The sequence below is a fragment of the Spirosoma luteum DSM 19990 genome (assembly GCF_000374065.1).
Classification (GTDB): Bacteria; Bacteroidota; Bacteroidia; order Cytophagales; family Spirosomataceae; genus Spirosoma; species Spirosoma luteum.
The window spans coordinates 38,272-52,304 of record NZ_KB893251.1; the positions used below are offsets into that span (position 1 = coordinate 38,272).

Here is a 14,033-nt window from a genome sequence, read left to right on the forward strand (position 1 = left end):
ACCCAAACCACGAAAGACAATGAAAGCTGGATTCGACCTAAATGCGCTTGATTTTATTCATACCGATTCTTTGGGTAAGCACCTCGGAATTGAGTTCATGGAGGCTGGAGAAGGCTACCTGGTTGCCCGAATGCCCGTCGATAATCGCACGCGGCAGCCATTCGGTATTCTGCACGGTGGCGCATCGGTGGTACTGGCCGAAACACTGGGCAGTGTGGCTTCCTGGATGATGCTGGACGACCCGGAAAAACAAAGTGCGGTGGGGCTTGAAATTAATGCCAACCATATCCGCTCCGTTCGCGAAGGCTGGGTATACGGTCGCTGCACACCTATTCATACGGGCCGCACTACCCAGATTTGGGACATTCGAATTACGGACGAAGGTGGTAAGCTGGTGTGCGTGAGCCGGTTGACAATTGCGATTATCAGTCGATGAGTTAATCCGTTCGACCTGTTATACAAAACATAGTTTCGTCAATGGTGTATCAGCAAAAAAGCGTGTTTATAATGAGCCGCACCCGTATACTGTGGCAAACGCTGGGGTTCCTGCTCCTGTTTCTGTCGCTGTTTGTTATTCCTGCCGGCATCGCGCTCAGTGGTGCGCGCTACCCCGACCTATCGGTTCTACCCATTTTCTGGGTGTTGGGCATCGGCTTTGTAGGGGCTATTGTTCTGCTCGAGATGAAGCCGCAAACTGTTTCAATTGAACTGAGTGAAACGGGCTTTACCGTAAAAAAATGGGGAAGCCGGGCTACTCATTACCCGTACAGCGCCATCACATCGTACAATGAGCGACGCCAGTTTGACCGGGCGTCGGCATTTGATGAGCTAACGCTGTACATGCCGACCAACTGGTTTATGCTTCGCTCCAACGTGTTCCGGGACTATCCTTACCTGAAAGCCCAGTTGACGCAGGATGCCCGGCCAGTGCCCTACCGCCGGGTCATCACCCAAACTGAGCGAATGCAGTTCCGGTGGTTTCTGAGTGGGATGGCACTACTAATCATTACCAGCATTGTGTTTGGTTTCGTGGCGCACAATCCATCGGGGAAGAACCCTGCTCCGCTAGGGCCATTTACTGCGCTGCTTGACGAAGTACGGGCAGTGGAAGCGAAAAGTAATTTCAAAGGTGTTTCGTTTCGGCTCAACCGTTGGTCCGACCACTGGTTTTATGCCAGTCGGCAGGATTTTGATCAGGACATCCGGTTTCTGCTCCGGTATATCCGCCCGAACCGACCCGTAACGCTGCTGCTGCGGGAGAGCGATATCCAGAAGAAACTACTCGAAACCGAGCCGCTTACAGTTGGTGATAAATACTTTGATTACAAACGGATAGAGGTGTTTGGCATTCGTCAGGGAAATGACATCAACCTAAGTACCACGCAGCCAGTCTACGAACCAACCCGCACCCGCCCCTACAGATGGCTACTTTTCTATGGTATGCTGCTGGTGTTATGCGGCACGTGCTGGGTCTGGACGGAGCAGCAACAGTTGCTGATTCAGGCGAGTTAACGAATTGGTCCGCTAACTTTTTCCGTACCTTCGCAGTCCGGTTACTGGTAACAACTCGTCCGTAACTTCCTATCTATGATTCAGAAAATCCGGCGTGAAGATGCCCTAGATTATCACGCCAAGGGTCGTCCCGGCAAACTCGAAGTCATTCCCAGCAAGGAATACAGCACCCAGCGCGACCTCTCGCTGGCCTATTCGCCGGGGGTGGCTGAACCCTGTCTGGCCATTGAAGCCAACCCGGATGACGCCTTCAAATACACCGCCAAGGGCAATCTGGTAGCCGTTATCAGTAACGGAACGGCCGTACTCGGACTGGGTAATATTGGTCCGGGCGCCAGCAAGCCCGTGATGGAAGGAAAAGGATTGCTCTTCAAGATTTATTCCGACATTGACGTATTCGACCTGGAGCTGGACACCACTGACATCGACGAGTTTGTGCGTACGGTCAAGATTCTGGAACCCACCTTTGGTGGTGTCAATTTAGAGGACATTAAAGCGCCCGAATGCTTCGAGATTGAGGAGCGGCTCAAGCAGCAAATGAACATTCCGGTCATGCACGACGACCAGCACGGCACGGCCATTGTGAGCGGAGCGGCTCTGCTAAACGCGCTGGAACTGGTCCATAAAAAAATGGAAATGGCTCAGTTCGTTATTCTGGGTGCTGGCGCGGCCGCTATTTCCTGTGCCCGCCAGTACGTAGCCCTGGGTGCGAAGCGGGAAAACATGGTGATGTTCGATGTAAACGGCCCTCTTACCACCAATCGTACTGACCTGGATGAGATGATGCGTCCCTTTGCTACCAGTCGGGCTATTACCTCCCTGAATGATGCCTTTGCCGGAGCAGATGTATTCGTTGGTTTGTCGAAAGGGAATATCGTGAGTCAGGATATGATTCGGCTGATGGCCCCTGATGCAATTGTATTCGCGATGGCCAATCCGAACCCGGAAATCAGTTACGACGATGCCATGGCCGCCCGGCCCGATATCATCATGGCAACGGGCCGTTCGGACTACCCGAACCAGGTCAACAACGTGCTTGGATTCCCTTACATTTTCCGGGGAGCACTGGACGTTCGGGCTACCGAAATCAACGAAGCCATGAAGCTGGCGGCTACGTATGCCCTGGCCGATTTAGCGAAGAAACCCGTCCCGGACCTGGTTAACCTGGCCTACGGTGAGTCGAATATGCTCTTTGGGCGAACTTACATTCTGCCCAAACCCGTTGACCCGCGTTTGCTTATCACGGTGGCCCCGGCGGTGGCGAGAGCCGCCATGGAATCGGGGGTGGCGCGGTTACCCATCAATGACTGGGAAGCGTATGAGCAGCAACTGGCCCGCCGACTGGGGCAGGACAACCAGATATCGCGGGTTATTCTGACCAAAGCCAAAGCCAATCCAAAGCGGGTGGTGTTTGCCGATGCCGAAAACCTGAAAGTTTTGAAAGCTGCCCAACAGGTTCGGGATGAAGGTATTGCGTTCCCCATCCTCCTGGGCGAACGGGACAAAATTGAACAGCTTATCAAGGAAAACAACCTTGATTTGGGGCATAATGTCCAGATTATTGACCTGCGCGCGCCCGAACAGCAGCCTCTGATTGATCGATTTACCAACTTGTATTTCGACCGGCGTAAACGCAAAGGGGTAAACATGACCGAAGCCCGGAAACTGATGTACATCCGGAACTACTTCGGGGCAATGATGGTGGAAACGGGTGAAGCCGATGCCTTGATTTCCGGCCTTACGCGCAGCTACCCCGATACCATTCGGCCGGCTCTGCAAATCATTGGCAAAGAACCGGGCGTTAAAAAAGTGGCTGGGATGTATATTCTGCTCACCAAACGAGGACCCCTGTTTTTCTCCGATACGACGGTCAATTTCAACCCTACTGCCGAGGAGATTGTCGAGATAACTGAACTGACTGCCCAAACGGTAGAACGGTTCAACATCAAGCCCCGCATCGCGCTGGTTACGTACTCCAACTTCGGCAGTGCCCAGGGCGACGATGCCGAAAAAATGAACCGGGCCGTCGAAATTTTGCAGCAGAAACACCCGGACATGATTGTAGACGGCGAGATTCAGGCTCACCTGGCGTTCAATACCGAACTGCTCCAGCAGAATCACCCGTTCAGCAAGCTAGTGGGCGAAGGGGCTAACACGCTCATTTTCCCCAATCTGTCGGCGGCAAACATTGCCTACAACCTCATGAGTGAAGCCGCCGGTTTCGATACCATTGGCCCCATTTTGCTGGGCATTCGCAGGCCGGTGTATGTATTGCAGCTAGGTTCATCAGAACGCGAAATCGTCAACATGGTCGCCATTGCGGTGGTCGAAGCGCAGGGGAAATAAATTTTAATGATAAATTATAAATGGTGAATCGGGGCCGCCCGTGCAGATGAAATCGCTAATGCGTGCTGATGAAACCGGAAGGATTTCATCACTCATCCGCACGGGCGGCCCCGATTCATCATTCATCATTGACTATGAGAATCTTAACCGGTATCCAGTCCAGCGGCAGGCCGCATCTGGGCAATATTCTGGGGGCTATCAAGCCCGCTATTGAGTTATCCAGACTTCCGGATAACGAGTCTTTTTTATTCATTGCCGACCTCCATTCGCTCACCACCATTAAGGATGGCCCTATGCGTCGGGAGTTTACGAAAGCGGTGGCGGCAACCTGGCTGGCTTTTGGGCTGGACACGCAGAAAAACACCTTCTGGCGGCAGTCGCGGGTGGCTGAACATACGGAACTGGCCTGGCACCTGAGTTGCTTCACGCCTTTTCCAATGCTGAACAATGCCACATCATTCAAGGAAAAGTCGGATAGGTCGCTATCGGTGGTCAACGCGGGTTTATTCGTATACCCGGTATTGCAGGCGGCTGATATTTTGCTGTACGATGCCGAGATTATTCCCGTTGGGAAAGACCAGCGGCAACACATCGAAATGACGCGTGACATTGCCAGTGCCGTTAACCATCAATACAACGCCGATATTTTCGTTCTCCCGGAGCCCCGCATCGACGACCGGCTCATGACCATTCCGGGTATCGACGGGGCAAAAATGAGCAAGTCGTACAATAACTACATCGACATTTTCCTGCCCGAAAATGAATTGTGGAAAGTGATTAAAAAAATCAAATCGGACTCCACCCCGCTAGAAGACCCGAAGAATCCAGACACTGATATTACCTTTCAGTTGTATTCATTACTGGCCTCCGACGCGCAGATTGCCGAGATGCGGGCTTTGTACGAAGGAGGTAATTACGGCTACGGCATGGCCAAAAAGGCATTCTATGAACTCATACTGGCGCAGTTTGCCACCGAGCGCGAACGCTTTGATTACTACACAATTGAGAATCCTGATGCGCTGGAAACCGAGCTTCGGGCAGGGGAAGAAAAGGCCCGCGCCGTGGCAGGGCGAACCATTACGCGGGTACGGGACGTGATGGGATTTAATTAACGGGCAGGAAAATTACCGTTAGCTAAATTGATTTGGAGTGGGTGTTTTCATTTATGTACTTTCATTCGACTAATGAAACGTATAGTCAACTAAATAAACCACCCATAAACAATGAGTAACCTACCCTATCCGCAAAGCCTTAACGTTGTTCGGTTGAAGCCCCGTGAACTTCACTTTTTGCAGTTAGCCTGCTCCGAATTAACCTACGTCCAGATTGCCGACCGCATGTGCGTTAGCCCCCGCACGGTAGACGGCTATCGGGAAGCCTTGTTCGACCGTTTCAACATCAAAAGCCGGGTGGGGCTGGTTCTTTGGGCGTTACGGTCGGGATTGGTGGCGTAACCCCGCCCTCTAATCGACATAGCCATTCATCTTCCCGCAAGTATTCCGGCTCGTTAGTCAATACGCTATCGACATGGTTCGTTACGTGAATAAGCCTTTTTTATTCACGTAACGAACATGCCCCTAATTAGTGAGATTGCCAACATGATTGACCACGCGCTGCTGCACCCGACGCTTACCGACACCGAACTGAGGGCAGGCTGCGAGTTAGTTCTTGCCTACGATGTAGCATCGATTTGTGTTAAACCCTATGCTGTCCGTACCACCACCGAATTTCTGGCGGGTTCCACTATCCGGGTTGGAACGGTCATTGGCTTTCCTCATGGGAATAGCGCCACCCGCATCAAAGTGGCCGAAGCCGAACAGGCTTGCCAGGATGGTGCGGTTGAAATTGACATGGTAATTAATATTGGTAAAGTATTGAGTGACGACTGGGCCTACGTACGGGCGGAAATCCAGTTGGTTCATACCGTGTGCCGTGAGCGTGGGGCCCTGTTGAAAGTAATTTTCGAGAACGACTTCCTGCCCGACAATGCCCGCAAAATCAAACTCTGTCAACTCTGTACTGAAATAGGAGTTGAGTTTGTGAAAACCTCAACCGGCTTTGGCTTCGTGAAAGGTACAGATAATAAATACGATTATGACGGAGCTACGGTGGAAGACCTGCAACTGATGCTCGCTCATGTAGGGCCGGGTGTTCAGGTGAAAGCATCCGGCGGTATCCGTACCCTCGATGAACTATTGCTGGTACGGGAAATGGGCGTTTCGCGGGTAGGTACCTCGTCAACGGCCGCCATCATGGAAGAAGCTTACCGTCGGTTTGGAGTAAGCACCTCCAACGAACCTATCCCTGAAGTCGACGGGTATTAATCGAGCCTTATGCGTAGTTTTACGGCCTAACTGATCGATTCGCCTAATGCTCAATCTCGGCTTTGTTTCGGCTATCCTAGCCGATTATGACCTCAATGGTGTATTAAAATTCGCTTCCGAGCATTCCTTCAAATGCGTTGAAGTGATGTGTTGGCCAACCAGTAACGCCGATTCGCGTCGGTATGCCGGTGTTACACATATCGACGTGGATAATCTGGACGTAGAGCAAATTCACGACCTGACAAACCTTTACGGGGTTTCTATTTCGGGCCTGGGCTATTACCCTAATCCACTAGACCCGAATCCCGAACAGGCAGAGTTTTATCGGGAGCACCTGAAAAAAGTTATTCGGGCGGCTGCGAAGCTGGCACGACCCGGCAATCCGGCTCCCGTCGTTACTACGTTCATTGGCCGCAATCCATCGTTAAGCATCACCGACAACCTGAAACAGTATGCTGAACACTGGCCCGGTATTGTGAACGTTGCCGAGGAGTGTAACGTAAAGATCGGTATCGAAAATTGCCCGATGTGGTTCACCGACGATGAGTGGCCGGGCGGCAAAAACCTGGCAACTACGCCCGCCATCTGGGACCGGATGTTCGAGATTATCCCCTCTCCTATTCTGGGACTGAACTATGACCCCAGCCACCTGATCTGGCAAATGATGGATGAGGTAAAACCCATTTACGACTACCGCGACCGCCTGCACCACATTCATCTGAAAGACGTGAAACTGTACCGAGACAAGCTAAATCGGGTGGGCATTATGGCGAATCCCCTGGAATACCATTCACCCAAATTACCCGGCCTGGGTGATGTGCGCTGGCGCGATTTCTTTGCCGCTCTGACCGATGTGCGCTACCGGGGTCCCGTTTGCATTGAGGTAGAGGATAAAGCGTTTGAAGGCAGCCCGGACGATGTAAAAACGGCCATCCTGACCGCCCGTAATTACCTAAGCCAATTTCTGGTGCTGTCTTGATTGAATCAGTCTGATATATCGCTAAGGTATAGTAGTATAGCAAAACCGATTCCCGTCACCAAGCAAACACCGATAAATGCTAACCAATAAGGCCGTTTTTGGGGCATCGTGATAGCCAGAATCAACAGTACCAAGCAGTGAACAGGAGAAAACAAGACGATGAGCAACACACCGCTAATCCAGTAATTTCCTATCAGGCCAATAGTCCAATAGGCCAGCGCGGGGAGTACATTCTCACGGACTATTCTGGTGGTATTCATGCTAATCTACGTAGTCGCTGAATGGTGTAATGTAGTGAATTCATGATACGACAAGGACAATAGTAACTGTCTGTAGCTACTTGAGCCAATTTTATACTATGATTGAAACCCTCAATCAACTAGACACCGCTCTTTTTCTGTGGCTCAATGGCCGCTACACCCCCTGGCTCGACCCGATTATGCTTTGGGTGACGGAGCGCAACAACTGGTTTCCATTTTATGCTCTGCTCATCGGGTGGCTGGTGTACCGCTTTCGGAAACAAGCCATTGCCCAGATACTGACCATTGCAGCCGCTGTTGCCGTGGCTGACCAACTCGCTTCGTCGGTGCTCAAACCCTTGACCCACCGCCTGCGCCCATGCCACGAACTGGCCCTGCAAAAACTGATTCATCCGGTACTGGAATGCGGGGGTCTGTACAGTTTCGTGTCTTCCCATGCCTCCACCACATTTGCGCTGGCCACTACACTCTGGCTGCTGTTGGGCAAACAATACCCACTCTTCAAATGGGTATTCCTGTGGGCGGCTGTTGTATCGTACAGCCGGATTTACGTGGCAGCCCATTACCCGCTCGATGTGCTGGCCGGTACGGGCCTGGGTGTCTTGTCGGCGTTTCTATGCGTCCTTATCATGCAGGGGTGGCAGAATCGTTTTGTCACCCCTGACAATCGTCTTGTCGACTAAGCTACTGCAAAAGATTGTTTGATAGCGTTTCGCGAGTTAGCTTGCCGTTCGTACAGAACCTTCCGTACTACCCTATCCAACTGTTCATGTTCAACCGGTTTCAGTCGCTGATTCGGGATTACTTCGGTTTTTCGCACAAAGAGAGCCTGGGGTTCACCGTGCTGATTTTCCTGACCGTACTCTGCCTGTTCATTCCCTTTTTGTACCGGTTTGTAAGCGACCGGAATCCAATTGACACCAGTGCTACCGACCAGCGTAAACTCGATAGCCTGGTATCGCTGATGCAGGCCGAAGAAGCCCGCCAACCCCAATTTGGCAGTCGCCCGGAGAAAGACAAGACCACCGCCGAACGGTTCAATGAGCCCAAACTGTTCAATTTTGATCCGAACACGGTGAGTGTAGCCGGATTACAACAACTGGGGTTACCAAAGTGGCTGGCCGAACGCATTGACAAGTACCGCGGCAAAGGCGGGCAGTTTCGGAAAAAAGAAGACCTGCTGCGCATCTATGACTTCCCGCCCGACCTCTACGACCAGCTTGAACCCTATATTTCGCTGAAAGAAGCGCCCCGCAACGGCCAGTATCCGTCGGAGCGATTTGGGGATACGAAAGCCAGTGCCGGAGAACCCTACAAACCCGGCGAACGAAAGCCATTTCCCGAACGACCCGCTTACGCGGAACGTCCCGCCAAACCGGTAATCCAGCCCTTCGATATCAACACCGCCGACACTGCCCAGTTGATTGCCCTGAAAGGGATTGGGGCGACGCTAGCCGGGCGGATCGTGAAGTTTCGCGATGCCCTTGGTGGCTTCATCACTACGGAGCAGTTCCGCGACATTTACGGACTGGATTCGCTGGCGCTCGGCGAATTGGAGAAGTTTGGCAAAATACAGTCTGCCGTGCGTAAGATTTCGGTTAATACGGCCACAGCAGAGCAACTGGACAAACACCCGTTTCTATCGCGTCGGCAGGCGCAGATTATCGTTAATTACCGGGAGCAGCACGGGGCTTACACGTCCGCCGAATCGCTCAAACCCATTCGAATTCTGGATGCCAAAACCATCGAGAAAATTGCACCCTATCTGGAATTTTAGTCATAGCGTCCTTCCGTCAGGGAGAGAATTAATTCTCTCCCTGACGGAAGGACGCTATGACTTCCGGCTTTTTAACAGCACCACATTCTCCACATGGTGGGTGTGCGGAAACATATCCACCGGCTGCACATTCTGCACCGAATACCCTTCGTCCAGAATGCCCAGGTCACGGGCCTGCGTGGCAGTGTTGCAACTGACGTATACAATCCGGTCGGGAGCCGCTTTGAGCAGCTGGCGCGTAACGGCTTCGTCCATACCGGCGCGGGGTGGATCGGTAATGACAACCTCCGGGCGACCATGCTGGTCAAAAAAACTATCCGTCAGAATATCGCGCATATCGCCGGCCACAAAGGATGCATTCGTAATTCCGTTCACCTGGGCGTTGATGCGGGCATCGGCCACCGAGGCTTCAACGTACTCCACCCCAATTACTTCCTTGGCCCGTCGGGCCACGAACAGCGCAATGGTTCCGGTACCGGTATACAGGTCATACACCCGTTCGTTCCCCGTCAATCCGGCCCAGTCACGGGTAATTTTGTAAAGATTGTGGGCCTGCTGGGCGTTGGTCTGGTAAAATGATTTCGGGCCAATCCGAAACGTTAACGGCGGTCCGTCGGCCTCATTCATTTGCTCTTCAATGTACGGTTTACCCGCCCAGTTGATCACTTCCTGGTCCTGATAACTGTCATTCTTCTTGCTGTTCAGAATATAGTTCAGTGAGGTAATCTGCGGGAAGTTCGTTTGCAGGTGTTCCAGCAGGCCATTCAGCCAGTCGGGTTGGTCGTAGGCCACCTGCAACGTTACCATCACCTGCTGCGTAGTATCGGCAGTGCGAATGATGAGCGTACGCAGAAAACCGGTGTGAGTTTTCAGGTTGTACAGCGTCATATCGTTCGCAAAAACATAGTCCGATACGGCCAGCCGGATGGCATTGGACGGGTCGGGCTGGAGGTAGCAATGATGGATAGGCAGCACTTTATCGAACCGACCGGGAACGTGAAACCCCACCGCCCGCTGGTCGATGAGTTGACCACTGCGGACTTCCTGCTGGGTCATCCAACGGCCTTCGGCGCAGGTAAATTCGAGTTTGTTCCGGTAATACCGCGTGGGGTGAGCGGGCAGAATAGGCCGGATAGTGGGGAGAGCCACTTTACCGATACGCGTCAGATGGTCGACTACCTGCTGATGCTTGAAGCTCAGTTGTTCGGGGTATTGAATATGCTGCCATTTGCAGCCGCCACAGGTACCAAAATGTTCACAAAACGGCTCGGCCCGTATGGTCGACCAGTCATGAATTTGTTCGGCAACGGCCTCCCGATACTGTTTTTTCTTACCGGTAATCCGCAAATCCACCACATCACCGGGGGCCACGCCCGGTCCACCAGTTGGGTTTTCGACAAAAATTATCCCTTCGTCGGTTCGCACAATACATTTTCCTTCGGCGGCTACCGCATCGATGCGGACACCTTCCATCCGGACAGGGTTCTGGGACTGGTTCTTTTTATGGTATCGTCGGCTCATGTAATTCCCTAAAAAACTGCTAATTTAAGCATCCGTTTTCGGACGGTACCCATGTTGACTTGTTCTGAGTATGGTAAACGTATACAGTAAGGGGTGGTTTTCGGTATTTCTGACCAGTTTGCTGCTGGTTTTGGCCCATACAACCCAGGCGACGCACATTGTTGGTGGTGAGTTGGAACTGCGGTATCTGGGTACGCAGAGCACGTATACGCATCGTGTTAATCTGAATCTCTATTTTGATGATATCAATGGCAGTCCCCAAGCCGAAGATGCCTTTACATCCGTTGGTATTTTCGCCAAACGCACCAATCAGCTTATCGGGTATGTGGTGCTTAACCGAATTGGCAGTCAGTACGTTGCCTACACAAAACCGGCCTGTGCAAACGGCAGCCTGCGCACCCGCCTGATACGGTACAGTCTCGACCTGACCCTCGACCCGAATGTATTCAACGATGCCGCCGGGTATTATATGTCCTGGGAGCGGTGCTGTCGCAACGGAACAATTGTCAACATTCAGGTTCCGGGCGATGCCGGGTCAACCTTTTACCTGGAGTTTCCGGCCCTGCTCAATGGCACGACAAGGGTTACCAACTCCTCGCCCGTTTTTACAATTCCCAAAGGTGATTATGCCTGCGTTGGTCAGCCGTTTACGCTTGATTTCAGCGCCAAAGATGCCGATGGCGACAGCCTCACCTACGCCGTAGTAACGCCCTACAACGGGTTCAGTACCCGGCTCGATCCGAATCCGGGTGGGTCGAATGGTGCAATACCACCCACGTTTGCCGCAGGCCCTTACCCACCCGTAAACTGGATTGGCGGCATTTCCAGCGCCAACGAAATTCCGGGCAATAGCCCACTGCGGATTGATGCCCGCTCCGGCCTGTTGCGTGTAACGCCCGACCGGGTTGGCTTATTTGTCTTTTCGGTTGAGGTGGGTGAATACCGCAACAAAAAACTAATTGGGGTAGTCCGGCGCGATTATCAGGTGCTGGTTATCGACTGCGCAAAGAATGATCCACCCAAACTGCTCTTCCGGCCCGACGACCAGAAAGCATTTTATCAGCAGGGCACCGTAGTGACTATTGCGGAGAAAGACACCAACTGCCTGACGCTGTACGTTACGGATATCAACCCGAACCAGCGCATCACGATTACCAATATGAGTGGATCGCTTCCCGGTCTTACCCTCACGCCCAACGACCTGCTTACCCGAACCAGCCGCGACACGCTATCGGCTAAATTCTGTTTCGGGCGTTGCGTTGGTGAGGATGGTAAACCCTTTACCCTGCTTATCCGGGCCACCGACGACGGCTGCCCGCAGGGGCTGAGTGACACCATCAGCATTCGGCTGAACATTATCCCCTCGCCGAACAACAAACCCGTTGCCAGCACCGACTTACCGAAAAATCAGGCCCAGATTACCATTGGCTCGTCACTTACCTTCAACGCCCTCGGCAATGATACCGACAACGACAATATTACGATTCAGGCCGTTGGGCGGGGCTTCACGCTGGCGCAGGCGGGTATGAGTTTCAGTTCGGGGTCGGGCGTGGGTAAGGTGTCGCAGCCGTTCGTGTGGAAACCGGTTTGCGCTCAGGCTACCCAAACCAACTACGTGGTCGATTTTATCGTGACCGATAACCGCTGTAGTCGAAACCTGCGCGACACCGTGACGGTCAACCTGAGCGCTTTGGGCAAACCCAGCCAGCCACCAAGTATTCGAACAACGCTCCCGCAACCCGTTGTCGAACTGGTCGTCAGCCCATCGGATTCGGCCGGGCGGGCAATGTTCGATGTGCTGGGCAATGACCCCGATCGGGATACCATCCGAATGACGGGCACCGGGCGGGGGTTCGATATGAAATCGGCCGGGATGGATTTTACCGGCAAGTTTGGTCCACCCACCCTTCAGTCGCCCTTTAGCTGGAAGCCGACCTGCGAGCTGATGGCCGGACGAAAGGAAGCGACGTTCATTGTCGATTTCGTGGTCGATGACCGTTCCTGCCTGCCCAAACACACCGATACAACCAGCGTTACCTTCCACATAACGAGTCCATCGTTTGGGGCCGACATCAAAATTCCGAACGTGTTCACGCCCAACAACGATGGGATGAATGACTACTTCGCCGTAAAAGACCTGCCCGAAAGCACCTGCGATGAGCAGTTTAAACGGATTGATATTACCAATCGCTGGGGCGCACTTATTTTTACTTCAACTGACCCAAAGTTCCGCTGGCATGGTACTGATTCCGCCGTTGGTACCTATTACTATTTACTCCTCACCACCAAACGCACCCTTAAAGGGCCGATTACCCTGCTACGATAAATCCCCCAATTTCAACCGGGGGCTGATATAAGTGTATCCTGTTCCCGAAAAATGTTGGTTGGGCTTTTCCGAATCAATACAAGTTTGTCTTGCACCCACAAGACCAACACGGCGTGGATAGCTCGTCAATCCGTTATCTTTGTCGCTCCTTATGAAAGATAAAGTAGTACTTATTACCGGTGCTTCGTCGGGAATTGGCCGGGCACTGGCTTTTGCATTCGGGCAGGAAGGGGCCCATATCGTCATCTGCGCCCGCAAAGCCGATACCTTACAGACCGTACAGGCCGAACTTACCCAGGCAGGTATTACGGTGCTCTCCCTAACCGCCGATGTGAGTGTGGAAGCGGATGTAAAACACTTAATCGAGCAGACCATCGCTCAGTTTGGCCGGCTGGACATCCTGATTAACAATGCGGGTATTTCCATGCGCTCGATGCTCATCGATACCGACCCAGCGGTTATCCAGCGGGTAATGGACATTAACTTTATGGGAACCGTGTACGCCACCCGCTACGCCCTACCATACATCGAGCAAACAAAAGGGTCTATCGTAGGCATTTCGTCCATTGCCGGTTATCGGGGGCTTCCGGTACGCAGCGGGTATTCAGCCTCCAAGTTTGCCATGAACGGGTTTCTGGAAGCCGTACGGACGGAGTTACTACACACGGGCGTTCACGTACTGACGGCCTGCCCCGGTTTTACGGCCTCGAATATCCGGGTGGCGGCCCTGGACGCGCATGGTCAGGCCAAAGGCGAGACCATGCGTGACGAAAGCAATATGATGAGTGCCGAAGAATGCGCCGACCATATTCTCCGCGCCGTGAAGAGCCGCAAACGGGAACTGATACTGACCACGCAGGGTAAATTGACCGTCTTCATCAACAAGTGGCTCCCCGCCCTCGCCGATAAACTAGTGTACAACGCCCTAGCCAAAGAGAAGGATTCACCCCTTAAGAAATGAGTGAAAGGCCGACGCGATTGACTGGTA

General features: G+C 52.8%; 12 protein-coding genes. 11 read left to right on the forward strand and 1 reads right to left on the reverse strand.

Annotated elements, in window-relative coordinates:
• Window positions 1-19: 19 nt before the first annotated feature.
• The 9 genes from B156_RS0109710 to B156_RS0109755 all read left to right on the forward strand — a co-directional run bounded on the left by B156_RS0109710 (window position 20) and on the right by B156_RS0109755 (window position 9,198).
• Window positions 20-436: a hotdog fold thioesterase gene (locus tag B156_RS0109710; RefSeq protein WP_018619496.1), complete on the forward strand. Its 417-nt coding sequence runs from the start codon at window positions 20-22 to the stop codon at window positions 434-436.
• 71 nt (window positions 437-507) lie between these two features.
• On the forward strand, window positions 508-1,512 hold the full coding sequence (locus B156_RS0109715; protein ID WP_157626983.1) for a hypothetical protein: 1,005 nt from the start codon (window positions 508-510) through the stop codon (window positions 1,510-1,512).
• A 75-nt stretch (window positions 1,513-1,587) separates the two neighbouring features.
• A complete protein-coding gene (locus B156_RS0109720) occupies window positions 1,588-3,858 on the forward strand; it encodes an NADP-dependent malic enzyme (protein WP_018619498.1) in 2,271 nt (756 codons plus the stop codon).
• 134 nt (window positions 3,859-3,992) lie between these two features.
• Window positions 3,993-4,970, forward strand: a complete 978-nt coding sequence (trpS, locus tag B156_RS0109725) for a tryptophan--tRNA ligase (RefSeq protein WP_018619499.1) — start codon at window positions 3,993-3,995, stop codon at window positions 4,968-4,970.
• A gap of 111 nt (window positions 4,971-5,081) precedes the next feature.
• On the forward strand, window positions 5,082-5,312 hold the full coding sequence (locus tag B156_RS0109730; RefSeq protein ID WP_018619500.1) for a LuxR C-terminal-related transcriptional regulator: 231 nt from the start codon (window positions 5,082-5,084) through the stop codon (window positions 5,310-5,312).
• Window positions 5,313-5,429: 117 nt separating this feature from the next.
• Entirely contained in the window at window positions 5,430-6,182 is a 753-nt protein-coding gene (gene deoC / locus B156_RS0109735; RefSeq protein ID WP_018619501.1) for a deoxyribose-phosphate aldolase, read from the forward strand.
• A gap of 46 nt (window positions 6,183-6,228) precedes the next feature.
• Window positions 6,229-7,161 carry a sugar phosphate isomerase/epimerase family protein gene (locus B156_RS0109740; RefSeq protein ID WP_018619502.1) on the forward strand — a complete coding sequence of 311 codons (933 nt, stop codon included), beginning with the start codon at window positions 6,229-6,231 and terminating at the stop codon, window positions 7,159-7,161.
• Between the two features lie 358 nt (window positions 7,162-7,519).
• On the forward strand, window positions 7,520-8,104 hold the full coding sequence (locus tag B156_RS0109750; protein ID WP_018619504.1) for a phosphatase PAP2 family protein: 585 nt from the start codon (window positions 7,520-7,522) through the stop codon (window positions 8,102-8,104).
• Between the two features lie 86 nt (window positions 8,105-8,190).
• The gene (locus B156_RS0109755; RefSeq protein ID WP_018619505.1) at window positions 8,191-9,198 is read left to right on the forward strand and encodes a ComEA family DNA-binding protein; all 1,008 of its coding nucleotides are present in this window, start codon (window positions 8,191-8,193) and stop codon (window positions 9,196-9,198) included.
• A 54-nt stretch (window positions 9,199-9,252) separates the two neighbouring features.
• On the opposite strand, the gene rlmD is transcribed toward B156_RS0109755, so the two are convergent.
• The gene (gene rlmD, locus B156_RS0109760; protein WP_026260733.1) at window positions 9,253-10,719 is read right to left on the reverse strand and encodes a 23S rRNA (uracil(1939)-C(5))-methyltransferase RlmD; all 1,467 of its coding nucleotides are present in this window, start codon (window positions 10,717-10,719) and stop codon (window positions 9,253-9,255) included.
• A 70-nt stretch (window positions 10,720-10,789) separates the two neighbouring features.
• Between rlmD and B156_RS0109765 the strand changes: the two genes are divergently transcribed.
• The gene (locus B156_RS0109765; RefSeq protein WP_018619507.1) at window positions 10,790-13,045 is read left to right on the forward strand and encodes a T9SS type B sorting domain-containing protein; all 2,256 of its coding nucleotides are present in this window, start codon (window positions 10,790-10,792) and stop codon (window positions 13,043-13,045) included.
• A gap of 151 nt (window positions 13,046-13,196) precedes the next feature.
• Window positions 13,197-14,006, forward strand: coding sequence for an SDR family oxidoreductase (locus tag B156_RS0109770; RefSeq protein WP_018619508.1), 810 nt, complete (start codon window positions 13,197-13,199; stop codon window positions 14,004-14,006).
• Window positions 14,007-14,033 lie beyond the last annotated feature (27 nt).